This is a genomic window from Actinosynnema sp. NPDC049800, from assembly GCF_040656635.1.
In the GTDB taxonomy this organism is placed as follows: Bacteria; Actinomycetota; Actinomycetes; order Mycobacteriales; family Pseudonocardiaceae; genus Actinosynnema.
In genome coordinates, this window is the sequence record NZ_JBFAMT010000012.1 from 181,031 (window position 1) to 207,046 (window position 26,016).

At 70.2% G+C, this 26,016-nt stretch carries 26 protein-coding genes; 15 read left to right on the plus strand and 11 right to left on the minus strand.

The features are described from left to right. Positions 1-206: 206 nt before the first annotated feature. Entirely contained in the window at positions 207-1,469 is a 1,263-nt protein-coding gene (locus tag AB0I91_RS17570; protein WP_499610833.1) for a hypothetical protein, read from the plus strand. Positions 1,470-2,116: 647 nt separating this feature from the next. Next, entirely contained in the window at positions 2,117-2,461 is a 345-nt protein-coding gene (locus AB0I91_RS17575; protein WP_499610830.1) for a VOC family protein, read from the plus strand. 130 nt (positions 2,462-2,591) lie between these two features. Here AB0I91_RS17575 and AB0I91_RS17580 read toward each other — a convergent pair whose 3' ends face one another. After that, positions 2,592-3,326, minus strand: coding sequence for a maleylpyruvate isomerase family mycothiol-dependent enzyme (locus AB0I91_RS17580; RefSeq protein ID WP_499637508.1), 735 nt, complete (start codon positions 3,324-3,326; stop codon positions 2,592-2,594). 84 nt (positions 3,327-3,410) lie between these two features. Between AB0I91_RS17580 and AB0I91_RS17585 the strand changes: the two genes are divergently transcribed. After that, on the plus strand, positions 3,411-4,619 hold the full coding sequence (locus AB0I91_RS17585; RefSeq protein ID WP_498778218.1) for a GNAT family N-acetyltransferase: 1,209 nt from the start codon (positions 3,411-3,413) through the stop codon (positions 4,617-4,619). 62 nt (positions 4,620-4,681) lie between these two features. After that, positions 4,682-5,434: a hypothetical protein gene (locus AB0I91_RS17590; RefSeq protein ID WP_499637510.1), complete on the plus strand. Its 753-nt coding sequence runs from the start codon at positions 4,682-4,684 to the stop codon at positions 5,432-5,434. A 19-nt stretch (positions 5,435-5,453) separates the two neighbouring features. Here AB0I91_RS17590 and AB0I91_RS17595 read toward each other — a convergent pair whose 3' ends face one another. Both AB0I91_RS17595 and AB0I91_RS17600 read right to left on the minus strand, forming a co-directional pair. Further along, positions 5,454-6,257, minus strand: coding sequence for an Fpg/Nei family DNA glycosylase (locus AB0I91_RS17595; protein WP_499637513.1), 804 nt, complete (start codon positions 6,255-6,257; stop codon positions 5,454-5,456). Further along, positions 6,257-6,724 (minus strand): ribose-5-phosphate isomerase, encoded by a 468-nt coding sequence (locus AB0I91_RS17600; RefSeq protein ID WP_498778211.1) that lies wholly within the window; start codon positions 6,722-6,724, stop codon positions 6,257-6,259. Before AB0I91_RS17600 ends, AB0I91_RS17595 begins: the two co-directional genes overlap by 1 nt. Before the next feature lie 27 nt (positions 6,725-6,751). Between AB0I91_RS17600 and AB0I91_RS17605 the strand changes: the two genes are divergently transcribed. Next, complete coding sequence (locus AB0I91_RS17605) at positions 6,752-7,465, plus strand: 2-phosphosulfolactate phosphatase (protein ID WP_498778209.1); 714 nt, start codon at positions 6,752-6,754, stop codon at positions 7,463-7,465. Here AB0I91_RS17605 and AB0I91_RS17610 read toward each other — a convergent pair. Together AB0I91_RS17610 and AB0I91_RS17615 are read right to left on the minus strand one after the other, a co-directional pair. Then, complete coding sequence (locus AB0I91_RS17610; RefSeq protein WP_499637516.1) at positions 7,462-8,817, minus strand: aldehyde dehydrogenase family protein; 1,356 nt, start codon at positions 8,815-8,817, stop codon at positions 7,462-7,464. The two genes, AB0I91_RS17605 and AB0I91_RS17610, sit on opposite strands and share 4 nt — an antisense overlap. A gap of 68 nt (positions 8,818-8,885) precedes the next feature. Beyond that, positions 8,886-9,509 (minus strand): mycothiol-dependent nitroreductase Rv2466c family protein, encoded by a 624-nt coding sequence (locus tag AB0I91_RS17615; protein ID WP_498786587.1) that lies wholly within the window; start codon positions 9,507-9,509, stop codon positions 8,886-8,888. 219 nt (positions 9,510-9,728) lie between these two features. Here AB0I91_RS17615 and pepN point away from each other — a divergent pair, with 219 nt between their 5' ends. From pepN to AB0I91_RS17630, 3 genes are all read left to right on the plus strand, one after another. Further along, positions 9,729-12,290: an aminopeptidase N gene (pepN, locus tag AB0I91_RS17620; RefSeq protein WP_498786585.1), complete on the plus strand. Its 2,562-nt coding sequence runs from the start codon at positions 9,729-9,731 to the stop codon at positions 12,288-12,290. A gap of 72 nt (positions 12,291-12,362) precedes the next feature. Beyond that, positions 12,363-12,593, plus strand: coding sequence for a hypothetical protein (locus tag AB0I91_RS17625; protein ID WP_498786583.1), 231 nt, complete (start codon positions 12,363-12,365; stop codon positions 12,591-12,593). Next, positions 12,583-12,894, plus strand: a complete 312-nt coding sequence (locus tag AB0I91_RS17630; RefSeq protein ID WP_498786581.1) for a type II toxin-antitoxin system PemK/MazF family toxin — start codon at positions 12,583-12,585, stop codon at positions 12,892-12,894. Before AB0I91_RS17625 ends, AB0I91_RS17630 begins: the two co-directional genes overlap by 11 nt. A gap of 74 nt (positions 12,895-12,968) precedes the next feature. Here the strand turns inward: AB0I91_RS17630 and AB0I91_RS17635 are convergent, their stop codons facing one another. Further along, a complete protein-coding gene (locus AB0I91_RS17635) occupies positions 12,969-13,847 on the minus strand; it encodes a helix-turn-helix domain-containing protein (protein ID WP_498786579.1) in 879 nt (292 codons plus the stop codon). Between the two features lie 214 nt (positions 13,848-14,061). Between AB0I91_RS17635 and AB0I91_RS17640 the strand changes: the two genes are divergently transcribed. Both AB0I91_RS17640 and AB0I91_RS17645 read left to right on the plus strand, forming a co-directional pair. Then, the gene (locus AB0I91_RS17640) at positions 14,062-14,904 is read left to right on the plus strand and encodes a helix-turn-helix domain-containing protein (protein WP_498786578.1); all 843 of its coding nucleotides are present in this window, start codon (positions 14,062-14,064) and stop codon (positions 14,902-14,904) included. Next, positions 14,901-15,065 carry a DUF397 domain-containing protein gene (locus tag AB0I91_RS17645; RefSeq protein ID WP_498786576.1) on the plus strand — a complete coding sequence of 55 codons (165 nt, stop codon included), beginning with the start codon at positions 14,901-14,903 and terminating at the stop codon, positions 15,063-15,065. Before AB0I91_RS17640 ends, AB0I91_RS17645 begins: the two co-directional genes overlap by 4 nt. 56 nt (positions 15,066-15,121) lie before the next feature. Here the strand turns inward: AB0I91_RS17645 and AB0I91_RS17650 are convergent, their stop codons facing one another. Both AB0I91_RS17650 and ctaJ read right to left on the minus strand, forming a co-directional pair. After that, positions 15,122-15,607 carry a DUF5130 family protein gene (locus AB0I91_RS17650; protein ID WP_498786574.1) on the minus strand — a complete coding sequence of 162 codons (486 nt, stop codon included), beginning with the start codon at positions 15,605-15,607 and terminating at the stop codon, positions 15,122-15,124. Continuing rightward, positions 15,594-15,839, minus strand: a complete 246-nt coding sequence (gene ctaJ / locus AB0I91_RS17655) for an aa3-type cytochrome oxidase subunit CtaJ (RefSeq protein ID WP_106615147.1) — start codon at positions 15,837-15,839, stop codon at positions 15,594-15,596. The genes AB0I91_RS17650 and ctaJ overlap by 14 nt, the downstream gene beginning before the upstream one ends. A 485-nt stretch (positions 15,840-16,324) precedes the next feature. Between ctaJ and AB0I91_RS17660 the strand changes: the two genes are divergently transcribed. Beyond that, entirely contained in the window at positions 16,325-16,723 is a 399-nt protein-coding gene (locus AB0I91_RS17660) for a hypothetical protein (RefSeq protein WP_498786572.1), read from the plus strand. A gap of 13 nt (positions 16,724-16,736) precedes the next feature. On the opposite strand, the gene AB0I91_RS17665 is transcribed toward AB0I91_RS17660, so the two are convergent. Then, entirely contained in the window at positions 16,737-17,402 is a 666-nt protein-coding gene (locus AB0I91_RS17665; RefSeq protein WP_230565909.1) for an HNH endonuclease, read from the minus strand. Between the two features lie 152 nt (positions 17,403-17,554). Here AB0I91_RS17665 and AB0I91_RS17670 point away from each other — a divergent pair, with 152 nt between their 5' ends. Then, on the plus strand, positions 17,555-19,648 hold the full coding sequence (locus tag AB0I91_RS17670) for a prolyl oligopeptidase family serine peptidase (RefSeq protein ID WP_499637521.1): 2,094 nt from the start codon (positions 17,555-17,557) through the stop codon (positions 19,646-19,648). Positions 19,649-19,669: 21 nt separating this feature from the next. After that, positions 19,670-20,584 (plus strand): mechanosensitive ion channel family protein, encoded by a 915-nt coding sequence (locus tag AB0I91_RS17675; protein ID WP_498786591.1) that lies wholly within the window; start codon positions 19,670-19,672, stop codon positions 20,582-20,584. Positions 20,585-20,635: 51 nt separating this feature from the next. Here the strand turns inward: AB0I91_RS17675 and AB0I91_RS17680 are convergent, their stop codons facing one another. Both AB0I91_RS17680 and AB0I91_RS17685 read right to left on the minus strand, forming a co-directional pair. Further along, positions 20,636-22,006 (minus strand): NsdA family TPR-like regulatory protein, encoded by a 1,371-nt coding sequence (locus AB0I91_RS17680; protein ID WP_499637524.1) that lies wholly within the window; start codon positions 22,004-22,006, stop codon positions 20,636-20,638. 123 nt (positions 22,007-22,129) lie between these two features. Continuing rightward, positions 22,130-23,818, minus strand: coding sequence for a hypothetical protein (locus AB0I91_RS17685; protein ID WP_499637527.1), 1,689 nt, complete (start codon positions 23,816-23,818; stop codon positions 22,130-22,132). 70 nt (positions 23,819-23,888) lie between these two features. Between AB0I91_RS17685 and AB0I91_RS17690 the strand changes: the two genes are divergently transcribed. Next, positions 23,889-24,275 (plus strand): globin, encoded by a 387-nt coding sequence (locus AB0I91_RS17690; protein WP_498786564.1) that lies wholly within the window; start codon positions 23,889-23,891, stop codon positions 24,273-24,275. A 57-nt stretch (positions 24,276-24,332) separates the two neighbouring features. Continuing rightward, positions 24,333-25,928 carry a glycoside hydrolase family 13 protein gene (locus AB0I91_RS17695; protein WP_499617984.1) on the plus strand — a complete coding sequence of 532 codons (1,596 nt, stop codon included), beginning with the start codon at positions 24,333-24,335 and terminating at the stop codon, positions 25,926-25,928. The last annotated feature ends 88 nt before the right edge of the window (positions 25,929-26,016 follow it).

A 26,016-nucleotide genomic window follows, 5' to 3' on the forward strand; every position in this document is an offset into this window, starting at 1 on the left:
TCGGCTGCCGCGGCGGGTACGCCACCTTGCCACCGTCAGTCTTAATCGACGTCAGGCGCGCCTCGTTGAGCGCACCAGTAGAGACTATGTGCGAGAATTATGGAACGGAACCGAAAATCTCTCACACTAGCTGAACCTGACCCCAACCTGTATCCTGCCGAGAAGAATACTCCACCTACGCACGGTTAATGCCGTTCAGAGGAGCCATGCAGCACACCGCCGAAACCATCGCGGAGCAGATATCCACTCTCTTGCGAACCAAAGCAGAGAAGACGGGCGAGAATTTTACTTTCAAGATGGACCGCTACGTGTCCTCACCTGTAAGCGAGGACAAGCTAACCGAGATCGCTTCTGAGATCGCCAACTTTAAACGCGGCGAAGGTGTGTCAGTTTCGACACCGAAAACCTTTGAGGCCCTAGTAAAGCGCCACACGAACCGACCAGCACGAGCCCTGCGAGAAGGAATTCAACTGGACGATGTCCAGCAGGGCCTGACATACGAAATCGGACCGCCGACAATACCCTTCCTGTTGCACTTCCTCTCCGACGCTCTCCGGTTGGACGGTGCGAGGATTTTCCGAACCTTCGGACTATTTGTTGGTTTCCGTTATTCCGATGGACCTAAAGACCAGTGGGATGCCTTGGATACCTTACGGAACGTAGGATCGTTTACAACAATCCGCATCATTTCCGACAAGCCTCGACCTGAATCCTACTGGACGCAGCACGCAGAAGCCGTGTACTTCCACCTCGGATACAACCTTGATGTAGCCCTGATGCCGGTATTAAGCGTAGACGAACTCAAGCGATCGTCTGCAATATCGCGCACGAGACGATCACGCGCAAAAGAAATCGACGCCCCACGACGCCACTACGTTAGTGATCTAGTGTTCCACTACCAGCTCGCCGTATCGGCGGAAAGCCCCATGCTGGAATACCTCTCTTACTACCATGTGGCAGAACACTGGTTTGAGAACATCGTGCAGGATGACCTAGTCGAACAGGTGCAGACCATAATCACGTCGCCGAAATTCTCATATCGCCGGAAGCGTGACATCAGAGAGCTCATTAAGAAGGTCAACAAGGCCGTACAGCTCAGAAGCGAAGAAGTGGTCATAAATGAGCAGATTGCCCTCCGACTCACCCTTCAAAAGCACGTCGACCTAGCTCAGATCCTACAAGAGTTGCGCGCCTTCGACCCTGCGCTACCCGAGTACTACAAAAATACGGCAGTTCCCTTCTCCGATGGCGATAAAGTTGACCTTAATTCTGACGATCAGCCGGCGGTCTACCAGGCGCTAAGTCGCAGAATTTATAAGACAAGAAATGCACTTGTGCACAGCAAGGAAGGCGCGAGGAGTCGGTTTACACCCTTCTCTGATGACGTGGCATTGACCCCGGAGCTACCTCTAATGAGATTCGTGGCTGAGCAAATCATTGTGGACACATCCACGCCTCAGGATGGGTAGAGACGCGCACGCAATGGACCTACGTGGCTCGTTGAGGCACGCAACCAGGTGGTTGCTGCGTGCGATTATCGTGCGATTAGCCCAGGTCAGCGACGGTCAACAGCGGTCAACAAGGACAAGAGCAGGTGCTGGCAAGGAGCGGTGAGCTGGGGTTGACGCCGCCCTTCCAAGCTGGTCATGCGGGTTCGATTCCCGTCACCCGCTCCAGACTCTTCTTGCTGGCAGAGCCCTCATAGACCGTCCCACGTGGACGGTCTTTTGCGTTCTGCGGAACGTCCGGACCCCTCGCGTGCCCGCGCCGCCAGGTCGCGTGGCGGTAGCGGCAGGTGGACGGCGCGGTCCTTTGTGGATGGTTGTGCCCCTGGTGGAGATGGGGCCGGTGGGGTGGGCTGGGGTGGGCTTGATAGGTGGTGGTCTGCGGTTAGGTGGGGATTGGTTGGGACCAGTGGGGCGGTGGGCTGGCAGGTTCATGCTGTTGGGGTTCGGTTTGGTTGATGATTGGTTTCCGGTTCGGAGTTAGAGTGGTTCGGACGAGTTGTTGTCAACCCCCTCGACACGTGCGGGCTCGTCGTGTGGTTGTGGGGAGCGGTCGCGCGAGTTGGGCTGCTTCCCACGACCCGCACGTCCACTTGGCTCATCATGGGCACATGCGTCTGGACCAGATCGTGGTGGATTGCCTGGACCCGGCACGGCTCGTGCGGTTCTGGGCGGGGTTGCTCGGTGGTGAGGTGGTGGAGCGGGAGCACGGGTGGGCGCACGTCGTGCCGCCCGGGTGGCCTCGGATCTCGTTTCAGCCCGTGCCGGAGTCAAAGGCGGTGAAGAACCGGCTTCACCTGGACGTCGACGTCGACGACATCGGCGCGGCGACGGAGAAGGCCGTTGGGCTCGGGGCGACGAAACTGGGTGGCGTGCAGACCGACGAGCAGGGCAGCTTCCAGGTGCTGCTGGACCCGGCGGGCAACGAGTTCTGCTTCGTCAAGGCCGCCCCCTAGGACGTGATGGCGCGGCACAGCGCCTCGCCGAAGCGGATCGCCAGCACCACCATGAGCACGCCGATGGCGAAGGTCACCAGGCATCTCAGGATCACGCGCAGCTTCCTCACGCGCACAGTGTGCCTCCAATTCAGCCCGTAGCAGCGGCAACGGCGGAACGCAGCGCGCGCACGACCGCGACATCCCCCTCCACCGACACGTCCTCCTCCCCGACCCGCCCCCACAACCACAGGTCCACCGCGGACGCGGAGCCGCTGACGACGGCCGCCGGGTCGGCTCGAGGGCAGTAGTCGACGATCCCCTCGTGCAGCGCCACGGTCCACTCACGGCCCGGTACGCGCAGCGTCACGGCTCGCCCTGACGTGTGGACACCGGGTGGCTGGTGGCAGCCCAACCACAGCCGCAGCACCTCGTCGACGCCGTCCGCCGCCAAGCCCGGCTCCAACGGCGCCGCCGAGCCGGTCGCGGCCTGCGCGTCGACCCGGTGCACGGCCGTCTCGTGCGCCATCCGCCGCACCCAAAACCCCACCGTCCCGTCCCACGGGCACCACGTCGCCGCAGGCGCGGCCGCGCGCGCCGGATCCAGCACGGCGATCAGCGCCGCCGCGCCGACCCGGTACCAGTCGACCAGGTCGGCGTCACCGGGCGAGCACTCCCACTCCGCCGGACGCGCGCCGCGCGCGATCCACTGCGCCACCACGCGGTGGATCGAGCCGACGTGCACGAGCAGGTCACCGATCGTCATCCCGGGACACGCCGGCACGTCACGATCAGGTGGTGCCAAAGTTGCTGCGACCGCCAACGCCTCCGCTTCGACGCGGAGCGCGCTCGCCAACGAATGGGCATCCAACGAATGGGCATCCATCGGCGCAGCATCGCGGAACCGAACGCCCGGGTGCGACCCCTGAATTGGATCGCGCACGACGGCCGACCGGCGTATGAACGTGCCATGGCGCTCAACCTCCGCACCCTCACCGCGGACGACCTCCCGGAGTTCCAGCGGGTCGTCAACTCGGCATTCCTGTTCGACAGCGTCGAGGACCAGCTCGAACGGTGGCGTGGCCTCTTCGAGCCGGACCGGCACCACGCCGTGTTCGACGGTGACGAGCTCATCGGCGGCGGCGGCATCCAGACGCGCGAGATCACCTTGCCCGGAGCCGGCCCGGTACCGGTCGCGGCGGTCACGTCGGTCGGCGTGAAACCGGGCCATCGCCGTCGCGGCGTGCTCACCCGCGTCATGCGTGCCCAGCTGCACGGCATGCACGAGGAGGGCGCCGAGGCGATCGCCGCGCTGTGGGCCTCGGAGGCGGGGATCTACCCCAGGTACGGCTACGGGCTCGCGGCCGAGTTCACCCGGCTCGACGTGCCGCACGGCGCGAAGTTCCGCCCCGGCGTGTCGACCGGCGGCGAACGGGTGCGCGAGGTGCCGCGCGACGAGGCCATGCCGGTGATGAAGGCCGTGTACGAAGACCTGCGGCCGTCCCGGACGGGCTGGCTGAGCCGCACGGACGCCGCGTGGGACCACCACCTCGCCGACACCGAGCGCGACCGCGACGGGCTGAGCGCGTACCGCTACGTGCTGCACCCGCAGGGTTACGCGGTCTACCGGATCAAGGCGGACTGGCAGGTGCGCGGCCCGCGCAACGAGCTGCACGTGCGCGAGCTCGCGGCACGGACCGACGAGGCGTACGCGGCGCTCTACCGCTACCTGCTGGACCTCGACATGGTCGGCGAGCTGAAGTTCTTCACCGCCTCCGACGACCCGGGCGTCCACCTGCTGGAGGACTCGCGGCTCGCGCTGCGCGGCCGGGCCGACTCGCTGTGGGTGCGGATCGTGGACGTCGACCGCGCGCTCCCCCTGCGCCGCTACCTCTCCGACGTGGACGTGGTGCTGGAGCTGTCGGACGAGTTCTGCCCGTGGAACGCGGGCCGGTGGCGGTTCACCGTCAAGGACGGCGCCGCGACCGTGCAGCGGGTGGACGACGACCCGGACGTCGTGCTGGACGTGCAGGCGTTGGGGGCCGCGTACCTCGGTGGGACGAGGTTGGCGACGTTGGCGCGGGCCCAGCGGGTGAGTGAGGTCACCGCGGGTTCGCTGAACGCCTTGTCGCACGCGCTGTTGGGCGATCGGGAGCCCCACTGCCCGGAGGTGTTCTGACCGTTTCGGGAACCTCCGCCCGGCGTGGGGCGTTTTCCGGACATCAAGCACCGGGAGGGTCGATGACCACCACGATCGTGTTGCTCGTGCTGTTGGTCCTGGTGGGCGTGGTCTGGTACGCCGCCCGCTCCGCGGCCGAGAAGCGCCGCCGGGAGCTGGAGGACGCGCAGGCCGAGGCGCGCCGTTGGGTGGAACGGCTCGGCGGCCAGGTGATGAACCTGACCGGCACGGACGTGGCCTCGCAGCAGGCGATGGCCGACGCGTCCGAGCGGTTCACCGCGGCCGGGTCGCAGATGGAGCAAGCGCGCACGGTGGAGCAGTGCCGCCTGGTCACGCAGACCGCGATGGAAGGCCTGTACTACGTGCGGGCCGCGCGCGTCGCGATGGACCTCGACCCCGGTCCCGAGCTGCCGGACCTCACCGGCCAGAGCCGGGCGGGCAAGGTGTCGGAGGAGCGTGACGTCACGGTGAAGGGTCACCGCTACGTCGCCTCGCCGCGGCCGGGTTCGCAGACGCCGCACTACTACCCCGGCGGCGTGGTGGCGGGTCGTCCGGTGCCGGAGGGCTGGTACTCCGAGCCGTGGTGGAAGCCCGCGCTGGTGGCGGGCGCGTGGGGCTTCGCGTCGATGATGCTGTTCAGCGCGATGTTCACGGGCATGGTCGGCGTGCCGGCGGCCGTGGCCTCGGAGGACCCCGGCGGCGCCGAGGACGGCGGCGACGGCGGTGACTCCGGTGATGGCGGCGACGCCGGTGGCGACTTCGGCGGGGACTTCGGCGGCGGCGACTTCGGCGGCGGGGACTTCGGCGGGTTCTGAGGTCAGGCGGATTCTGAGGTCAGGCCGGTTGGCAGGTCGGGCACCAGTAGAGGTTCCGGCCGGCCAGCGAGGCGGCGGCGACGGGCGTGCCGCAGACCAGGCACGGTTGGCCGGTGCGGCGGTAGACGTAGACCTCGCCGCCGTGCCGGTCCTGCCGCGGCGCCCGGCCGGTGACCTCGGGCAGGTGCTCGGGCCGCACGGTGTCGATGCGCCCGACCTTCACGCCGGCGCGCATGAGCACGGTCAGGTCGAGCCACAGGTCGTCCCACAACGCCCGGTCGACCTCGTTGCCGGGCACGAGCGGGTGGACGCCGTGCCGGAACAGCACCTCGGCCCGGTAGACGTTGCCGACGCCCGCGAGCACGGTCTGGTCAATCAGCAGCACGGCGATGGACTGGCGCGACCGGGCGATGCGCGCATGGGCCAGGTCGGGTTTCGCGTCACGGCGCAGCGGGTCCGGGCCGAGGCGGGCGCGCAGCGCGGCCACCTCGACGTCGGTGAGGACCTCGCACCGGTTCGGGCCGCGCAGGTCCGTCCAGTGGGTGGGGCCGGCCAGCCGCATCCGCACCTGGCCGACCGGCTGGGTCACCGGGTGCGGCGACTCGGTGAACGTGCCGTAGAGGCCCAGGTGGACGTGCACGGTGGCGTCCGGGCCGTAGACGTGGAACAGGTGCTTGCCGTGCGCCTCGGCGCGCCGGAACAGCCGACCGTCCACAGCGGACGCGGAGAACTTGCCCTGCGGGCTCGACACCCGGACCGTCGAGCCCGCGTACCGGCGCTGGTGCAGCTTCGCCAGGCGGTGCAGCGTGTGACCTTCGGGCATCAGGGCAGGGCCGGCGCCTCGCCGGTGCGCTCGTACTCGCGGAGGATGTCGATGCGGCGCGCGTGCCGCTCCTGCCCGGAGAACGGGGTGGCCAGGAACGCCTCGACGATCGCGAACGCCTCCTCGGTGGTGTGCATCCGGCCGCCGACGCCGATGAGCTGGGCGTCGTTGTGCTCGCGGGCGAGCTTCGCCGTCTCCACGCTGTAGGCGAGCGCGGCGCGGGCGCCGGGCACCTTGTTCGCGGCGATCTGCTCGCCGTTGCCGGAGCCGCCGATGACGATGCCCAGGCTGCCCTCGTCCGCGACCACGCGGCGGGCGGCCTCGATGCAGAACGGCGGGTAGTCGTCCTCCGCGTCGTACACGGCCGGCCCGACGTCGACCACCTCGTGGCCCGCGTCGGTCAGGTGCTTGACGAGGTGGGTCTTCAGCTCGAAGCCCGCGTGGTCCGATCCCAGGTAAACGCGCACGTCAGCAAGTCTGCCATCCTTGGCCGCGTGTTCGGACAAGAGGGTTGCCGGCTGCGGTTGGAGTGGGGTCCCGAGGGGGTCGCCGCCCTCGGGGAGCAGTGCGCGGTGCTCGTGGTCGTGGACGTGCTGTCGTTCTCCACCGCGGTGGACATCGTCGTGGCACGTGGTGGGGCCGTGCGGCCGGTGCACTGGTCGAAGCGGGCGTCGGCGGCGCGTCCGGCGGACCCGTCGTGGACGTTGCGGCCGTCGTCGCTGGTGTCCGTGCCGCCGGGGACGGAGCTGGAGCTGGCTTCGGCGAACGGCGCCACGTTGTGCTCGTCGGCCGAGGCGACGGGGGCGATCGTGCTGGCGGGGTGCCTGCGCAACGCGCGGGCGGTCGCCGTGGCGGCTCGTCAGTTGGCGGCGGGTGGGCCGATCGGCGTCGTGCCGGGCGGTGAGCGGTGGGGCGTGAACCTGACCGACGAGGCCGACGCCGGACCGTTGCGACCGGCGGTGGAGGACCTGCTCGGCGCGGGCGCGATCATGTCGTCACTGCTGGGCTACGGCTCGGCGTCGGTGGAAGCGGCGTTGGCCGCGGAGATGTACGCGTGGGCGTCGGTGGAAGACGTCCTGAACGGTTGTGTGTCCGGTCGTGAGCTCATCGCCGCGGGCCACGCGGGCGACGTCGCCCTTGCCGCCGAGGTCAACGTGAGCACCGCCGTCCCCCGCCTGACCGACGGCGTCCTCCACGCGCGGGGTTAGCGCTGGACGGACTTCAGCTCGGTGAACTCGTCCAGGCCGTGGGTGCCGAACTCGCGGCCGTTGCCCGACTGGCGGTAGCCGCCGAACGGGGCGCTGGTGTTGAACGCGGCGCCGTTGATGTCCACCTGGCCGGTGCGCAAGCGCTTGGCCACGGCGAGGGCGCGGTCGGTGTCCGCGGAGAACACCGCGCCGCCCAGGCCGTAGATGGTGGAGTTCGCGATCCGCACGGCGTCGTCCTCGTCCGCGTAGGGCATGACGGACAGCACCGGGCCGAAGATCTCCTCCTGCGCGATCGCCATGTCCGGCCGGACGCCGCCGAACACGGTCGGCGTGACGAAGAAGCCGCGGTCGAGAGGTCGGGAAGGGCCGCCGAGGGCGAGCTTCGCCCCTTCGGAGATGCCGCGCTCGATGTAGCCGACGACGCGGTCGCGCTGCGCGGCCGACACCGCCGGACCCATGCGGGTCGTCGGGAGGGCCGGATCGGCGGGCTCGTACTTGGCCGCGGCGGCGACCGCGATCTCCACCGCCTCGTCGTGCCGGGAAGCGGGCACCAGCAAGCGGGTCCACGCGCTGCACGCCTGGCCGTTGTTCATGTACGCGTTGCCCACGCCGATCTTCACCGCACGGGTCAGGTCGGCGTCGTCGAGCACCACGTTCGCCGACTTGCCACCCAGCTCCAACGCCACCCGCTTCACCGTCTCGGCGGCCAGCGCGGACACCCGCCGACCGGCCCGCGTCGAACCGGTGAACGACACCATGTCCACCATCGGGTGACTGGCCAACGCCTCGCCGACCACCGGCCCCGTGCCGTGGACCAGGGAGAACACGCCCTCGGGCACGCCGACGTCGTGGAGCACCGAAGCGAGCAGGTCGGCCGTGAGGGGCGCCAGCTCGCTCGGCTTGAGCACGACCACGTTCCCGGCCGCCAGCGCGGGCACGACCTTGGCCACCATCTGCTGCAACGGGAAGTTCCACGGCGTGATGGCCGCGACCACGCCGACCGGCTCCCGCAGCACGAGCGAGTTCCCGATCTCCGCACCGTCGAAGTACCCGGCGGCCAGCACGTCCGCCACGCCGCGCGCGATGCCCACCGGGTTCGGCACCTGCACCCGTGACGCGAACGTGGCCGGGGTGCCCATCTCGGCCGTCATGGTCGCGGCGAACTCCGCCGCCCGCGCCTCGATGGCGTCCGCGACCGCCCGCACGAGGGCGAGCCGGGAGTCCGGCGACGTCGCCGACCACGCCGGGAACGCGGCGACGGCCCTGGTCACGGCGGCGTCCACGGCGTCGGGCGTGCCGGCGGGGACCGTGCCGACGACCTCTTCGGTGGTCGGGTTGACGACCTCGATCACTGCGGACTCCCCGAGAACGGTGTGACACTCCAAGACGAACTTTGCCCCAGAGTGTCACACCGGACGCGTCAGGAGAAGTCCAGACCCCCGGTCCGGGTGCGCTTGAGCTCGAAGAAGTACGGGAAGCCCGCCAACGCCCGCGCGCCGTCGAACACCTTCACCGCGTCCTCGCCACGCGGGATCTTGGTGAGCACGGGCCCGAAGAACGCCACGCCGTCGATGTGGATCGTCGGCGTGCCGACGTCCATGCCCACCGGGTCCATGCCGCGGTGGTGGCTGGCCCGCAGCTCCTCGTCGTGCTCGTCGGTGTGCGCGGCCTCGGCCAGCTCCGCGGGCAGGTCCACGTCCTCCAGCGCGAGCTTGATGGCCTGGTCGTAGTCACGCGTGCTGCCCAGGCCCTCGTTGTGGATCCGGGTGCCGAGCGCGGTGTAGAGGTCGCGCAGCACGCCGTCGCCCTTGAGCTTGGCCGCGGCGATGGCGACGCGCACCGGCCCCCAGCCGCGGTCCATCATGTCGCGGTAGTCGGCCGGCAGGTCCCGGTCCTCGTTGAGCACGGACAGGCTCATCACGCGGAAGTTCAGGTCGAGGTCGCGCTGCTTCTCCACCTCGAGGATCCACCGGGACGAGATCCACGCGAACGGGCAGATCGGGTCGAAGTAGAAGTCGACCTTCGTACGTCCCTCTGTCGACATGCGGTGTTCCCTCCGTGGCTGTTCGTGAGCGGTGCGCCGGGTCCGGCGCTTCCATCGTGCTCAACCAGCCCACCACGCGCAGTCTTCCCTCGGACGCCAGTCCACTTCCGGGGGTCCCACGTGATTGGATGCGACTGTCGTGTTCACCGACTCGACACCCATACCCGTTCCGACGACGCCGACGCCGAGGTCCCGTGGCGGCGGCAGACGAGGTGACCAGTGGCGGCACCCAACCTCACCCGCGACCAGGCGCAGCAGCGGGCCTCGCTGCTGGAGGTCGATTCCTACCGGATCGAGCTGGACCTGACCGACGGTGGCGGAAAGCCCGGCTCGGACACGTTCCGCTCGACCACGACGGTTGCCTTCCGCAGCCAGACGCCCGGCGCGTCCTCGTGGGTCGACGTCGTGGCCGCCAATGTCCACCGCGCCGTGCTCAACGGGCACGAGCTGGACGTCTCCTCCTACCGCGAGGAAGACGGCATCCACCTGCCCGACCTGGCCGAGGTCAACGAGCTGACGGTCGAGGCCGACTGCCGGTACATGAACACCGGCGAGGGCCTGCACCGGTTCGTCGACCCGGTCGACGGCGAGGTGTACCTGTACTCGCAGTTCGAGACGGCGGACGCCAAGCGCATGTTCGCCTGCTTCGACCAGCCCGACCTGAAGTCGGTCTACCAGCTCACGGTGACCGCGCCGCACCACTGGAAGGTCGTCTCCAACGCGGCGATCGAGTCCACTGTGGACGGTTCGGGCGGCGCGGACGTGCACGTCTTCGCCACCACCAAGCCCATGTCGACGTACTTGGTCGCGCTGGTCGCCGGTCCTTACGCCGAGTGGCGCGACGAGTTCCAGGACGGCGACACCACGATCCCGCTCGGCATCTACTGCCGCGCGTCGCTCGCGCCGCACATGGACGCCGAGCGGCTGTTCACCGAGACCAAGCAGGGTTTCGGCTTCTTCCACAAGGCGTTCGGGGTCACGTACCCGTTCGGCAAGTACGACCAGTGCTTCGTGCCCGAGTTCAACGCGGGCGCGATGGAGAACGCGGGCTGCGTCACGTTCCTGGAGGACTACGTCTTCCGCAGCCGCGTCACCCGCTACCTGTACGAACGCCGTGCCGAGACCGTGCTGCACGAGATGGCGCACATGTGGTTCGGCGACCTGGTGACCATGCGCTGGTGGGACGACCTGTGGCTGAACGAGTCGTTCGCCACCTGGGCGTCGGTGCTGGCGCAGGCCGAGGCGACCGAGTACCGGCAGGCGTGGACGACGTTCGCCAAGATCGAGAAGTCGTGGGCCTACCGGCAGGACCAGCTGCCGTCCACGCACCCCGTGGCCGCCGACATCCCGGACCTGCAGGCGGTCGAGGTCAACTTCGACGGCATCACCTACGCCAAGGGCGCCTCGGTGCTCAAGCAGCTGGTGGCCTACGTCGGCCTGGAGAACTTCCTGTCCGGCCTGCGGGTGTACTTCGGCAAGCACGCCTGGGGCAACGCGACGCTGGCCGACCTGCTCAACGCGCTCGAAGAGGCGTCCGGCCGCGACCTGTCGTGGTGGAGCGCGCAGTGGCTGGAGACCACCGGCCTGAACCTGCTGCGACCCAAGTACTCGGTCGACTCCCAGGGCAGGTTCACCGAGTTCGCCGTGCTCCAGGGCGGCGCGCGGCCGGGCGCGGGCGAGCTGCGCACGCACCGGTTGGCGATCGGCGTGTACGACGCGGACGCCGACGGCAAGCTCGTGCGCACGCACCGGGTGGAGCTGGACGTGTCCGGCGAGCGGACCGAGGTCCCCGAGCTGGTCGGCGTGCCGCGCGGCAAGCTGGTGCTGGTCAACGACGACGACCTCACCTACTGCACGATGCGCCTGGACGCCGACTCGCTGGCGTCGCTGATCGACCACATCGCCGACATCGCCGAGCCGCTGCCGCGCACGCTGTGCTGGTCGGCGGCGTGGGAGATGACGCGTGAGGCCGAGCTGAAGGCGCGCGACTTCGTGAACCTGGTGCTCGGCGGCCTGCACGCGGAGACCGAGGTCGGCGTCGTGCAGCGGCTGCTGCTGCAGGCGCAGACGGCGCTGTCGTCGTACGCGGACGTGTCGTGGCGCGACGAGGGCTGGCGGCGGTTCACCACGCGGGTCCTGGAGCTGGCCCGTGCCGCCGAGCCCGGTTCGGACCACCAGCTGGCGTTCGTCAACTCCCTGGCCGGGTCCGTGCTCGACTCCGCGACGCAGGAGGTCGTGCGCGGCTGGCTGGACGGCACGGACGTGCTCGACGGCCTCGACGTGGACACCGACCTGCGGTGGCGGCTGCTGCACGCGCTGGTCGCGCACGGCGCCGCCGGGCTGGACGAGATCCGGGCCGAGGAGGAGCGCGACCCCACCGCCACCGGTCGCCGCAAGGCCGAGTCGGCCCGCGCGCTGCGGCCGACGATCGAGGCGAAGACCGAGGCGTGGGACCGCGCGGTGAACGACGACGAGCTGCCGAACGCGGTGTCGGAGGCGATCATCGCGGGCATCCAGCACCCCGGCCAGAAGGCGCTGCTCCAGCCGTTCGTCGCGCGGTACTTCGCCGACGTGGCCGACGTGTGGGAGCGCCGGTCGAGCGAGCGGGCGCAGTCCATGGTCGTCGGCCTGTTCCCGTCGTGGTCGATCTCGAAGGAGACGGTCACGGCGGCCGACGAGTGGCTGGCCGAAGAACGCCCGCCGGCCCTGCGCCGACTGGTGTCGGAGGGCCGTGCGGGCATCGTGCGCGCCCTGGCGGCCCAGGAGTTCGACCGGTCCTGAGGTTCGACGTGTGACGTGCGGTGCACCCGGTCGTGTCACCGCACGTCACACAAGTCGTAGTACACTCCCCACATGGGCACCATCACTTTTCGCCCGGACACCGAGACGGAACGGGCACTGGAGAGATTGACGGCCGATGGCCGCAGCGCTTCAGCCGCGATCCGCGAGGCCCTGCTCCTGGCCGCGAAGGTGCAGCAAGCCGAGGCATTGCGCGAGGAAGCGCTCGCGTTGGCAGCCGACCCCGAGGACGTGGCGGAAGCAAGGGCCGTACTCGCCGACTTGGAGCCACTGCGTGCGTGGTGAGGTCTACCGCCTTCGGGCGCCGCGCAACGCTACCGGGCACGAGCAGCAAGGCAGTCGCTACGCGGTCGTCGTCCAGTCGAACGCGCTCCCGTTGAGCACGTGGCTCGTCGCGCCGACCTCCACCTCGGCTCGACCGGCGTCGTTCCGCCCTGAGATCGAACTGAACGGGCAGCCCACTCGAGTGCTCGTAGAACAGACAACGGCCATCGACCCCCAACGCTTGGGTGATCGAGCCGGAAGGTTGTCCCTGCACGAGATGAACGAGGTGGATACCGCTCTTCGCATCGTGCTCGACCTGTGAACTGGGCGGTGCCGCTGCGTGCGTGGTGATGGCTTCGGACCTGGTGACGGCTTCGAGGTGAACGGGGCAGCGCTTCAGGCGCTGCTCCGTTTCGCGTCCGGCGCGGAGCGGTGGTCGCGGTCGTAGGCGTCGGCCCAGCGGGCGAACACGTCGCGTGAGTGGGCCGGGCTCAGGACCACGCGCTCCAGCTGGCGCATCTTGGCCTCGTAGGCGTCGATCGCGGTCGGGTCGTCGTGGAACACGGTCGCCGTCTCGGTCTCCGCGTAGGCCAGCGGCTTGACCGGCGACGAGAACGTCAGCAGGGTCCCGGAGTGGCGCAGGTAGGTGTGCGACGGCGCGCTCATCGGGATGATCCGCGGGCTGATGCGCGACCAGCCGCACATCAACGTCAGGCGCAGCATCTGGTCGCGCATGACCCTCGCGTCGCCGACCACGATCCGCAACGCCGCCTCGTGGATGTAGATCACCGTCTCCGGCCCGCCCGGCCTGCGCAACGCGTCCTGCCGCGACATGCGCGCCTCCGTCAGGTCCCGGTCCTTGGTCAAGGCGTACGCGTAGTCCTCGGTCTGCGCCAGGCTCGGCACGACCAGCGGCTCGTATGTCGTCACCGTGCGGGCCACGTGCTCGTGCACGGACAGCGCCGTGAGCGTGTCCGGCCACGGGTCGTGCCGGCGCAGGAAGTTGCCCGCGTCGACCTCGCTGGCGATCGCCAGGACCCGGTCGCGGGTCGCCTTGTCCGCGCCACACCGGCCCAGCAGCGTCCCGATCTCCCACGGACTCGTGCCGCGCGTGCCGGTTTCGAGTTTCGACAGCTTGCCCAACGACCAGCCGAGCGCGTCGGCGACGAATGCCGACGACATCCGGGCCCGGTGCCGGACGCGGCGCAATTCCTCGCCCAATTCCCGACTGCGGGCCGTGCTCAGCCGCGCGGACGGCCTTTCTTCGGACTCCATGAAACCCCCTTGACGCACGTCTGCAAAGGGCGCGGCGAGTGGTGTGTGCTGCGAAGTCCCGTCGCGCGCTGCACCACTCGCCGCGCATGTCCGACCAGTGTGCGGGCTGGTCGGAAGCTCTGGTGCACAACACCTTGTCCGGCCCGCAACACCTGGTCAATCCCCTTTTCGAGCGAGAGACTTGACCACTGGTCCCGCTTTAAGATGCATTTCCATGAACCGCAACACCTCGAAATCCATCGCTTTGGGCGCGCGTTTGCGCAACGTCCGCGAGGCCAATAACCTCAGTCAACGCGCACTCGCGAGGAAGATTGGCGTCGTACATTCGTTGCTCTCGCGCAACGAAAGCGGCCAGCGCGTCCCGACCCGCTCCGAGGTCATCCGCATCCTCGAGCCGCTCGACATCACCGATCGGGATCGCGAAGAAATCCTGGCGATGACCGAAGATCCGAGTGGATCACCCCTCGCGATGATCGACATGCCCGAACTGCGCTCCCAGATCGCCGCGCTCGTGGAGGTTGAGCAGATGGCCAAGGAGATCGTCAGCTGGTCACCGCTGATCATCCCCGGCCTGCTGCAGGTCAGCGCCTACACCCGCGCGATCATGGAAGCCGCCCGCATCCCCGACGGGGAGATCGCCACCCGCGTCGCCGTCCGGATGGGGCGGCGCGACATCCTCACCCGCCGCAACCCCGTCCGCTACACCGTTCTGATCGGCGAGGCCGTGCTCAGCCAGACGTTCGGCAGCCGGGAGGTCATGACCGAGCAGTTCGACCACCTGCTGATGATGAGCGCGCACGAGAACGTCGACCTCAGGGTCGTGCCGACCGCCACCGGCTGGCATCCGGGTCTCGACGGTGCCTTCACGGTGCTGAAGTGCGAGGGCACGTCGTTCGCGCACCTGGAGAACCACGTCAGCTCGGTCTTCGTGCAGGAGGCTGAGGCAGTAGCCGGCTTCGAGGCGTGCGTGCCAAGGTTGCTGGAGGTCGCGATGAGCACGGAGCAGTCGTTCGAACTCATCGCGAAGGAGGTGCAACGGACGACGGGAGTCGCATGACCGTGCGCTGGAAGAAGTCCAACAGGAGTGTCAGCGATGGCTCCTGCGTGGAGGTGGCGAACCACCTCGGCGCGGTGCGGGACAGCAAGAACCCGTCGGTCGTGCTGGGTGTCAGCCCGGCACGGCTGAAGGCGTTCGTGGACGCGCTCAAGGCCCGGTGAACGCGAAGGCCCCGGCGGGTGTGCGCCGGGGCCTTCACTTCGTCGTTCGGGGGTCGTCAGACGTGCTTGGGAGCCGTGCCCGCCTGGTCGGTCAGCATCCGCAGGCCGCTCACCAGGCCGCCGGACAGGTCGCCCTCCTTGAAGGACGCGACCATGCTCATCACCGCGAGCTTCGCGCCGCGGTCGGCGATGCGGCGGTTGGACTCCTCGCCCGTCACCACCTCCACCCGGCGTTCACCGGGCGACACGGCGACCAGCACGGCGTGCGTGGGTCGCACGGTGGCGGCGTGCAACTCCTCGGCCTTCGCCCGCGGGTCCGCGCCCAGCTCGCCGAGGTAGACGCTGAAGTCCAACCCGGTGGTGCGGCTGGCCAGCGTCAGCGCCTCGTCCAGGCTCGACAGCTGCACCGGCGTGAACGGCAGGCCCGGCGCGTGCGGCTCGTACATCTTCGCGGCGGACACCCGGCCGCTGTTGGTCACGACCGCGCCGACCTCCAGCGTCGACGGGTCGACGTCCACCCTCGTCAGCTCACCAGTTGCCACGGGCACCTCCCTTTGCGGTGCGGCCCTCGGCCGGCGCCGTGACGGCCTGGTGCGCGCCGCCGGGCAGGCCCGCGGGGTTCGCCGTCCACCAGACGGGGGCGTAGTTCCACTCCTGGCCCGGGCGGTACCGCTGAATGCGGGTGGCCTTCGGCCTCAGCGTCAGTAGCGTGATCACGCCGTAGATGGCCAGCGGGATCAGCGCGAAGACGAGCACGGTCTCCACGATGGTCACGCCGGTTACGGTAACCGATCGTCCAGGTCAGGTCGGGGTGAGGGCACCCGTTTCCGCACTGGTGTGGGTCGGGCGGTGTGCGCGGGGTCTCCGGCGGCCCCTTCCAACTGTGAACGCGGCCCCGCGGGCGTGCCCGGCGATCACGCGTACGGCGGTGACCACGTGGTGGGACGCCGACCGGGGCCGCGCGCACGTGACCGTCACGGGGATGGGCCCTGGCACGTGGCATAGCGCCCTGTGAGCTGCCTGACGTCCTACCTGCGACGACGTCACGCTCGGTGTCCATCGGTGCCGGATGTACCAGCTCCGGTGCTCGATCGTCGCAGTCCGTACACCCGGTCGGCCTTCCCCCGGACGGAGGCGAATGGCGGCCGGTTTGGCGTCTTGTCCTGGGCCCACTCGGCTTCTAGCTTTTCACCTGTACGGGTCTTGCGCATCCGATTCCGGAGACCAATACCCGCCCGATGAGTCTCGGAGGACACGACATGTACACCATGAACCTTGTTCTGGTCGCCGCCCTCACCCTTTCGTCGTACACCCAATCGGAGCAGAGCGTTACCACTGTTCAGCCTCAGGCCACGCTCGCCGAGTCGGTGCGCATCACCTCCGACGACTCCGTTCGGATCACCTCTCAGGGCTCCGTCCGCATCACCTCGGCCACGGACGACTCCGTCCGGATCACGGCGTCGGAGTCCGATTCCGTCCGGATCACCGGGTCGGACGCGGACTCCGTGCGCATCACGATGGCGGGCTCGGTCCGGATCACCTCGGGATCGGTGCGCATCACCGACGACTCAGTGCGCATCACGGACGACTCCGTGCGCATCACCGACGACTCCGTGCGCATCACGGACGACCCCCGGGACTACGTCCTGGCGGCGTGAGGAGGAGCGGGCGCTAAGCCGCGGGCTCGCCGAGGTAGGGCAGCCACAGCGGGTCGGCCTCGGTGACGCCGGCCAGCAGCCGCCAGTGCGGCCCGCGGGGCGCGTTGGGCACCACGCGCAGGCGCCAGCCGAGCTCCGAGAGGAGCTTGTCGGCCTTGCGGTGGTTGCACTTCGCGCAGCAGGCGACGCAGTTGGTCCACGAGTGGGGGCCGCCCCGGCTGCGCGGCACCACGTGGTCGATCGTCTCCGCGCGTCCGCCGCAGTACGCGCAGCGGTACCGGTCCCGGTGCATCAGCCCGGCCCGCGTGAGCGGGACCCGGCCCCGGTAGGGCACGCGCACGTAGTTCGCCAGCCGGATCACCGACGGGACGACCACCTCGGACGTCGAGGAGTGGACGACGGCCCCGGCGGGGTCACCGTGCACGACCTCGGCCTTCCCGCACACGACGAGGACCACCGCGCGCCGCAGGGGCAACGCGGTGAGCGGTTCGAACGTGGCGTTGAGCAGCAGGACCTTGCGTCTTCCCCAGGGCAACACCACGGGCGCCGGACCGGCCCCCTGGCCGTCGGCCACAGTGTGCACGGTGTTCAGCGCGAGCTGTTTTTGGCCGGACGGCACCGACGACGCGATCCCGGCGTTCACCAGGGCGCCGATCGGGGTGGGTTGTCGGTCTGGCACGCGACCACCTCCACCGGTTCAGGCCTAGCAGACCACAGATCGACCCCAAAAATCACCTGTGATATGTGACGTGTCACGAAGCCGAGGCCGAAACTTGGGTGAACGGCCCCCTATCGGACATGGTTTTCATCACGCGGGCTACGCTCGGCGAGGTGACCGAAGCCTCCCGCGCAGCGCTGCCTGCGACGATCACCTACCCCGCCGCACCGCGGCTCGACCTCGTCGACGACCTGCACGGACACGCGGTCCCCGACCCGTACCGCTGGCTCGAAGACCCTGCGGACCCCCGAACGGCCGCGTGGTCGGATGAGCAGGACGGGGTGGCGCGGTCGTGGCTGGACGCGATGCCCGGCCGGGACGCGCTCGCCGCCCGATTGGGTGAGCTGATGCGGACCGGTTCCGTCGGCACGCCGGTGTGGCGGGCCGGGCGGGCGTTCTACACGCGCCGCGGGCCGGACGAGGACCACCCGGTGCTGTACGTGCGGGTGGACGGCGTGGAGCGGGTGCTGCTGGACGTGTCGCGGCTGGACCCGTCCGGGCGGACGACCCTCGACCAGTGGTCGCCGTCCCGCGAGGGCACGCGGCTGGCCTACCAGGTGTCCGTGGGCGGTGACGAGCACTCGTTGCTGCACGTCGTGGACGTCGACACGGGCGAGCTGCTGGACGGTCCGATCGACCGGTGCCGGTACTCGCCGGTCGGCTGGCTGCCCGGTGGCGAGGAGTTCTTCTACGTGCGGCGGATCGACCCCGCGCTGGTGCCCGAGGACGAGCGGCAGTTCCACCGGCGGGTGTGGCGGCACCGGGTGGGCACGCCCGCGTCCGACGACGTGAACGTGCACGGCGACGGACTGGACCACACCTACTACTACGGGCTGTCGCTGTCGGAGGACGGCCGGTGGCTGGTGGTGAACGGCGCGCCCGGCACCGTGCGGCGCGACTCGGTGTGGATCGCCGACCTGCACGGCTCGGGCGAGCTGACGCCGGTCGTGCGCGACTCCGACGACGTGCAGTGCTCGGCGTGGGTCGCCCCGGACGGGCGGCTCTACCTGCGGACCAGCCGGGACGCGCCCCGGTTCCGGGTGTGCGTGGCCGACCCGGCGGCCCCGACCGAGTGGACCGAGCTGGTCGGCGAGCAGCCGGACTCGGTGCTGGACGCGGTGACGTGGCTGGACGGGTCGCTGGTGCTGCTGCGGACCCGGCACGCGGTGTCGGAACTGCACCTGCACTCCCCCGCGACCGGCGAGCACCTGCGGGAGGTCCCGCTGCCCGGCACGGGGTCGTTGCACGGGTTGTCCACAGTCGACGAGCTGACCGTTGCGGACCGGGACGTGCTGTGGTTCGGGTGGTCCGACTTCATCACGCCCTTGTCGGTGTACCGGTACTCGCTGTCGACCGGCCGGACGGAGCTGGAGGCGGCGGCGCCCGGAACGGTGTCCCTGCCGGAGTTGTCCACACAACAGGTCTCGTACACGTCGGCGGACGGCACGGTCGTGCGAATGTTCGTGGTGTCCGGCAAGCAGCACCCGGACCTGCCCCGGCCGGCGTTGCTGACCGGGTACGGCGGGTTCGCGGTGGGTCGCGGGCCGGGGTACAGCGCGACCACGTTGGCGTGGGTCGAGGCGGGCGGCGTGTGGGCGCACGCGTCGTTGCGCGGCGGCGACGAGGAGGGTGAGGAATGGCACCGGGCGGGGATGCGGGAGCGCAAGCAGAACGTGTTCGACGACTTCCACGCGGCGGCCGAGCGGTTGATCCGCGACGGGTGGACCACGCCGGGGCAGTTGTCGATCACGGGTGGGTCGAACGGCGGGCTGCTCGTCGGTGCGGCGTTGACGCAGCGGCCGGAGCTCTACGCGGCGGTGGTGTGCTCAGCGCCACTGCTGGACATGGTGCGGTACGAGAACTTCCTGCTGGGGCGGCTCTGGGCGGAGGAGTACGGCTCGGCGGCCGTGCCCGAAGAGCTGGCGTGGCTGCTGGCCTACTCCCCGTACCACCGGGTGCGGCCGGGAGTTGAGTACCCTTCGGTGCTGTTCACGGTCTTCGAGTCGGACAGCCGCGTGGACCCCAACCACGCCCGGAAGATGTGCGCGGCACTGCAGCACGCGACGTCGAGTGATCCGACCAAGCACCCGGTGCTGCTCCGCCGCGAGACCGAGGTGGGGCACGCGGGCCGATCGGTGAGCCGATCGGTGGGCCTGGCCGTGGACCAGTTGACCTTCTTGGCCTGGGCGACCGGCCTGGAGTTGTGAGAGTGGAGGACTGAGCAGGTGCTGGACGTGGAGCCGACGCCGTCACCGGTGTTCAACGTGGAGGCGGCCTTCGCCGTCGCGTGGTGGGAGGTCAACGGGCCGAAGATCGCCGAGGGCGCCTTGCGGATCGCGTTGACGCTGATCATCGCCGTCGTGGTCCGCTACCTGCTCCGCCGGCTGATCGACCGGATGACCCGGGGCAACGGGGGTCGCAAGCCCAAGTTGCTCAAGCCGCTGCGGGAGCGCGCTCCCCAGGCGCTGGGCGCGCTGGTCTCCGAGCGGCGCGAGCAGCGGGCCAAGACCATCGGCTCGGTGCTCAAGTCGTTCGTCACGATCATCGTGTTCGGGGTGGCGTTCATCCAGGTCCTCACCGAGCTGGGCATGAACCCCGCGCCGATCCTGACCTCGGCGGGCATCCTCGGCGTCGCCATCGGTTTCGGCGCGCAGAACCTGGTCAAGGACTTCCTGTCCGGCATGTTCATGATGTTGGAGGACCAGTACGGCGTCGGCGACGTGGTCGACCTAGGCCCCGCGACCGGCACGGTCGAGTCGGTCGCGCTGCGGATCACCACGATCCGCGACACCAACGGCACCGTCTGGTACGTCCGCAACGGCGAGATCCTGCGGGTCGGCAACTCCTCGCAGGGCTTCGCCGTGGCCGTCGTCGACCTGCCGCTCGGGTACGGCGCGAACCTGGCGTCGGCCAGCGAGGTGCTGACCAAGGCCGTGGAGGACGCGACGGGCGAGGAGGTCCTGGCCAAGGACGTCATCGACAAGCCGCAGGTGCTCGGCGTGGAGAAGGTCACGCCGGAGGGCATCACCATGCGGGTGACGGTGAAGGTCCGGCCGGGCCGCCAGTGGGCCGTCCAGCGCGCCCTGAGAGCCAAGCTGATGCCGGCGCTGGACGAGGCGGGCATCTCCCTGAAGTCCTCCTGACGGTGGTCGGGCAGGAGCCGCCGTGCTGCTGCCCGACCACCCGGCAGCCGCTCAGGCCGCGATCACCGTGGCGAGCGTGTCGGCCAGCGACCGCGCCTCCTTCGAGCGGGCGGCGTCGGCCACGGCCCGGTCGCGGACGACCTTGATCCGGTCGAAGGTCCTGGTCGAGCTGATGCGCCCGGCCGGGCTCAGCAGGTCGGCCGCCAGGCGGTTCGCCTCGGCGTGCTCGCCCTGCAGCACGCGGACGCCCAGCAGGGAGATCACGTCGAACAGGTTCGACCGCTGGTAGGAGTCGCGGCGCAGGCGCAGCGCCTCGACGAGGTGCGGTTCGGCCCTCCGCTCGACGCCCGGTCGGTGTTCGGCCACGGTCCGGTACGACAGGGCCGCCATGCCCTCCAGCCCGGCCCGGTCGAAGTAGGACAGCCACGCGGGGGTCTCGGAGGGGTCGGCGCGCGCGAAGTCCGCCTCCGCGACGCCGACCGCCCGGTCCACCGCACGGACGTCACCGAGGCCGGCGTGCGCCCAGGCCTCGCAGGTCGCGAGCATGGCCGCCGGCATCGGCCCCAGCCTGCTCCCCGAGCCGCGCCGGGCCAGCGCGACCAGGGACAGCGCCTCGCGGGGTTTGCCCACGTGCACCATCTGGCGCGCCATCCGGGACAGCACCTCGACGCCCAGCCCGGTGTCCCGCGCCCGCTTGGCGCAGTGCAGGGCCAGCGTGAAGTACTGCTGCGCGGTCGCCTGGAGGCCGACGTCGTGCGACATCCAGCCGGCCAGCCTGGCGAGGTCGGCGGTCGAGCGGAACAGGCGGCGGGAGATCGCGTCGGGGTAGGTGTGGTCGAGCAGGTCGGTCATCGCCTTGAGCTGCCCCACCACGGCCTCGCGGTACAGGCCGCCGCCGCGCTTGGCGTCCCAGGCCCAGAACGTCCTGGTCGCCGCCTCGATCTCGGCGATCTCCGCGGTGCCGATGCGGCCCGGCCCCAGTGCCGGGGTCGGCGCCGCGTCGTCCGCGTCCAGCCACCCGGTCAAGCGCCCTTCCAGGACCGCGCCCGTGGCCAGGGCGGCGGTCGCGCCGAGCACGTCCCTGCGTTTGATCATCAGATCGCTCCTGGTGAAGTCCTGCAACGTGGCGACCAGGCCCCGGTGGTCCCACGAGACCTGATCGCGGGTCGGCGAGGCCGTGGCCAGGCCGAGGTCCGCCGGCGTGCACGGCCTGCCCGTCCGTTCGGCGAACAGCGCCGCCAACAGCTCCGGCACCGGGTGCCGCGGCCGTTCGCCCTCCAGCCACCGCCGCACCCGTGAGCTGTCCGGCGCGACGTTGTAGCCCCGGGCCCGGCCGAGCCGCCCGACGGCGCGCGCGAGTTCGAGCTGGGTCCACCCTCCTTGCCGGAACCAGCGGTGGAGCGCCTCGTTGGCCTCGCCCATGTCGTGTTCTCCCTCGTGACAGGAGATGTCGCGCCCAGGATGCGGTGGCGCGCGGCGGGTTCACCACGGATCGGCGCGGTCCGCCACTGCTTCGCCAAGCGGGCGCTCAGGGCGCTGGGACCGCTACGGCGCCGGTGCGGGTGGTCGTCGGGGTGAGCGCTCGGCCAAGCCCCGCGGGTCGAGCCTGCGGTGCAGGGCGTGAGCCACGGCCACGAGCACCGTCGTCCGGTCCTTCGAGCTCCGGATCGCCTGCGCGAGCCGTTCCGCCCGGTCCGGGTCGAGCAGGGCGACCGCGCAGGCCACCTCGGCCGACGCGCGCGAGTGCTCCTGGGCGGAGATCACCGAGTCGAGTTCGCGTTCCGCCTCGGCGACCAGCTCCCGGGCCGCACCGGGCGCCACGACCGCCGCCACCCGCGCCAGCAGGCGGACCCGTTGTTCCACCATCAGCAGGGGCGTCACGGCGCGCACCTGAGCCACCCACCAGTCGGTGTCGGCCGGCTCGGCCACCTCCTCCAGCAGCAACGCCCTGCGCTGCGGATCGGTCGACTCGGTGACCAGTCGCCGGCCGTCGATCCCGGGCTGCCCGGCCAGCAGCGCCAGCAGGTCGCGATCGCGCGCCAGGCGCACCGCCTGCTCCGGGTCCGACCAGACCAACGCCCGCACGAGGTGATCGACCTCCCGCCTCGGCCGCACGCTCAAGGCCGGTCGGACCTCGGTCCACAGCCCGGCCGCCTCCAGCGCCAGCGCCCGAGCCCGTCGTGGGTCCAGCGGTCCCCACGCGGCGGCCAGGATCGCCATCCCCATCCCGGGCCCTCCGTACATCTCCGGCACGAGGGGCTCGGCCTCTTCCAGCAAACCCCGCGCCAACGCGGGGTCGACGACGCGGATGGTCGCCGCCAGTTCGGCCAGCAGCTCAACCGCTTCGTTCGGCAACGGGGCCGCCCGCGCGTGCCGGACCCTGGTCACCAGCAGCCGGGTCAGTTCGGGATCGGCCGGCGCGACCGCCCTCGCCACCTCGAGGAGCTCCTTCTGCCCCATGCCCGGCAATGCCCGCATCCACTCGCGCACCCGGCCGGGGTCGATCGCGGCGACGTGACCGGCCATCGCGAAGTGGTTGGTCGACAGCAACCACGCCCGCGCGTGCGACCAGTGCTCGATCACCTGGTCCAGGAGCCGCCGGATCCGCTCCGGGGACACGGCTCCGGGACCCACCGGCACCGGCTCCGGCCGCCCCGGCACCAGCACCGACACCTCGCCCGCCAACCCGGCCGTCGCGCCGGGCGGCCGGTGGGTGAAGTGGCCCGCGTCGGGGACGAGGAACACCCCGGACTCGCCGTCGGACACCCAGTCCAGCTCCAGGCGCCAGTCGACCTCGTGCTCGCGCACCACCAGGTCCAGCGCGAGCACGTGCGGCCGGGTCGCCGACACCGCCACCGGGAACCCCGCGCCCGGTGAGCGCGGCGGGTCGCGGTCGAAGTCCACGGTGGACCGGGCGGGCTCCACGGCTCCGGCGACCACCGCCCGCCTGCCGACCGGCCGGGGCGCCCGCCGGGCCAGGACCACCGCCCGCAACCCCGTCAGCACGACCGCCCGCGCGCCCCGCGCCTCGACGACCACGCCGACCCGGCGACTCCAGGCGTGGAACAGACCCGGCTCGTCGGCGAACTCCACCAGCTCCTCGATCGCGGACCGGTCCACCGTCACCACGAGGGACCCGGCGCCCTGGTCGCCGTCCACGTACACCGTGACGTCGCCACCGGCCTGCACGACCGTGCCCGACACCTCGGACGCCTCGTTGCGCACCTCGTCCACCGCGCCGAGCGTAGGCCCGCGGCGGGGGTCGGCGTCGGCTGCCGGTCGGTGGCTGAGGCAGGATGGAGGGGTGACCACTCCGCCGGAGAACTTCTACGAAGCAGTGGGCGGGTACGAGACGTTCCACAAGATCGTCGCGGTCTTCTACGAGGAAGTGGCCGCCGATCCCGTCCTGCGCCCGCTGTACCCCGAAGAGGACCTCGGTCCCGCCGAGGAGCGGTTCCGGCTGTTCCTGATGCAGTACTGGGGCGGTCCGCACACGTATTCCGACAACCGCGGTCATCCTCGGTTGCGGATGCGTCACGCTCCGTTCGTGATCGGTCCCGTGGAGCGGGACGCCTGGTTGCGCTGCATCAAGGTCGGCGTCGACTCCGTCGAGCTCTCCCCCGAACACCGCAAGCAGCTCTGGGCGTACCTGGAGATGGCCGCCAACAGCATGATGAACGCCTGGGTGTGATTCTTGATCACTCGAACGGGGTCGTGGTGTCGGTCGCGAATGGCAGGATGACTCCTCGTGCGACGATCCTCCGATCTACAACCAGAGATCGCCGACGAGTCCGCCTGGTGGCGTGACGCCGTCTTCTACCAGGTCTACGTCCGATCCTTCGCCGACGCGAACGGTGACGGCGTGGGCGACCTCGACGGTATCCGCTCCCGGCTCGGCTACCTCGAACTGCTCGGCGTGGACGCCCTGTGGCTCACGCCGTTCTTCACCTCGCCCATGGCCGACCACGGCTACGACGTGGCCGACCCCCGTGACGTCGACCCGCTGTTCGGCGACCTGGCCGCGTTCGACCGGCTGGTCACCGAGGCGCACGCGCACAACCTCAAGGTCACCATCGACCTCGTGCCGAACCACACCAGCGACCGGCACGGCTGGTTCCAGGCCGCGCTGCGGGCCGGACCCGGCTCGGTCGAGCGGGACCGGTTCGTGTTCCGCGACGGCGGCGGGTTCGACGGGTCCGTGCCGCCGAACAACTGGCCCAGCCAGTTCGGCGGGCCGGCGTGGACCCGGGTGCCCGACGGGCAGTGGTACCTGCACCTGTTCGCGCCCGAGCAGCCCGACCTGAACTGGGACAACCCCGAGGTCGCCGCCGACCTGGCGCGCACGCTGCGGTTCTGGCTCGACCGCGGGGTGGACGGGTTCCGCATCGACGTCGCCCACGGCATGGCCAAGCCCTACGGCTTGCCGAACCTCGACCCGCGGGTCGAGCTGGGCGCGGGCGTGATGCACGACAACGCGCTGGACCCCCGGTTCGACAACGACGGCGTGCACGAGATCCACCGGATGATCCGCAAGGTCATCGACGAGTACCCGGGCCGGATGGCCGTCGGCGAGATCTGGGTGAAGGACGACGAGCGGTACGCCCGGTACCTGCGGCCCGACGAGCTGCACCTCGGGTTCAGCTTCCGGTTCCTCGAGGCGCCGTTCGACGCGGACGGCGTCCGCTCGGCCATCGAGCACGGGCTGGGCGCGGTGCGCGGCGTGGGCGCGCCGCCGACCTGGACGTTGTCCAACCACGACGTGCCGCGGCACGTGACGCGGTACGGCGGCGGCGCGATCGGCGCGCAGCGGGCGAAGGCGATGACGCTGGTGGAACTGGCGCTGCCCGGCGTGGTCTACCTCTACAACGGCGAAGAGCTCGGCCTGCCGGACGTGGAGCTGCCGGAGTGGGCGTTGCAGGACCCGATCTGGCTGCGGTCCGGCCACACCCTGCGCGGTCGCGACGGCTGCCGCGTCCCGCTGCCGTGGGAGGGCGACACGCCGCCGTTCGGCTTCTCCGAGGGCGTGACCACCTGGCTGCCGCAGCCGAACGAGTGGGCCGGCCTGACCGCCGAGTCGCAGCTGGAAGACCCCGACTCGATGCTCTCGTTCTACCGGCACGCGCTGGAGCTGCGGAAGTCGCAGCCGGCGTTCAGCGGCGACGAGCTGGAGTGGTACGGCGCGCCGCCCGGGTGCTTCGCGTTCCGGCGCAAGGGCGGCGGGCTGATCTGCGCCCTGAACACCTCCGGCGGCCCGGTGCCGCTGCCGCCCGGGGAGATCCTGCTGGCCAGCGGTCCGATGGACGGCAACCAGCTGCCGCCGGACACCGCGGTCTGGCTGGTCTGACGACGCGCCGCGGCCCCCGCCTCGGGTGAGGCGGGGGGCGCGGCGGCGGCCCGGGAAGCCCCGGTTCTGCCAGGCGCAGATAGGGCCG

Excerpts from the sequence above, each read along its gene's own strand:
- AB0I91_RS17680 (WP_499637524.1), bottom strand. The coding sequence starts at position 22,006 with ATGGGCGAGGCCAACGAGGCGCTCCACCGCTGGTTCCGGCAAGGAGGG.
- AB0I91_RS17640 (WP_498786578.1), top strand. The coding sequence starts at position 14,062 with ATGAACCGCAACACCTCGAAATCCATCGCTTTGGGCGCGCGTTTGCGC.
- AB0I91_RS17595 (WP_499637513.1), bottom strand. The coding sequence starts at position 6,257 with ATGCCCGAAGGTCACACGCTGCACCGCCTGGCGAAGCTGCACCAGCGC.
- AB0I91_RS17625 (WP_498786583.1), top strand. The coding sequence starts at position 12,363 with ATGGGCACCATCACTTTTCGCCCGGACACCGAGACGGAACGGGCACTG.
- AB0I91_RS17570 (WP_499610833.1), top strand. The coding sequence starts at position 207 with ATGCAGCACACCGCCGAAACCATCGCGGAGCAGATATCCACTCTCTTG.
- AB0I91_RS17645 (WP_498786576.1), top strand. The coding sequence starts at position 14,901 with ATGACCGTGCGCTGGAAGAAGTCCAACAGGAGTGTCAGCGATGGCTCC.
- AB0I91_RS17590 (WP_499637510.1), top strand. The coding sequence starts at position 4,682 with ATGACCACCACGATCGTGTTGCTCGTGCTGTTGGTCCTGGTGGGCGTG.
- AB0I91_RS17635 (WP_498786579.1), bottom strand. The coding sequence starts at position 13,847 with ATGGAGTCCGAAGAAAGGCCGTCCGCGCGGCTGAGCACGGCCCGCAGT.
- AB0I91_RS17615 (WP_498786587.1), bottom strand. The coding sequence starts at position 9,509 with ATGTCGACAGAGGGACGTACGAAGGTCGACTTCTACTTCGACCCGATC.
- AB0I91_RS17575 (WP_499610830.1), top strand. The coding sequence starts at position 2,117 with ATGCGTCTGGACCAGATCGTGGTGGATTGCCTGGACCCGGCACGGCTC.
- AB0I91_RS17585 (WP_498778218.1), top strand. The coding sequence starts at position 3,411 with ATGGCGCTCAACCTCCGCACCCTCACCGCGGACGACCTCCCGGAGTTC.
- AB0I91_RS17580 (WP_499637508.1), bottom strand. The coding sequence starts at position 3,326 with ATGGATGCCCATTCGTTGGATGCCCATTCGTTGGCGAGCGCGCTCCGC.
- AB0I91_RS17660 (WP_498786572.1), top strand. The coding sequence starts at position 16,325 with ATGTACACCATGAACCTTGTTCTGGTCGCCGCCCTCACCCTTTCGTCG.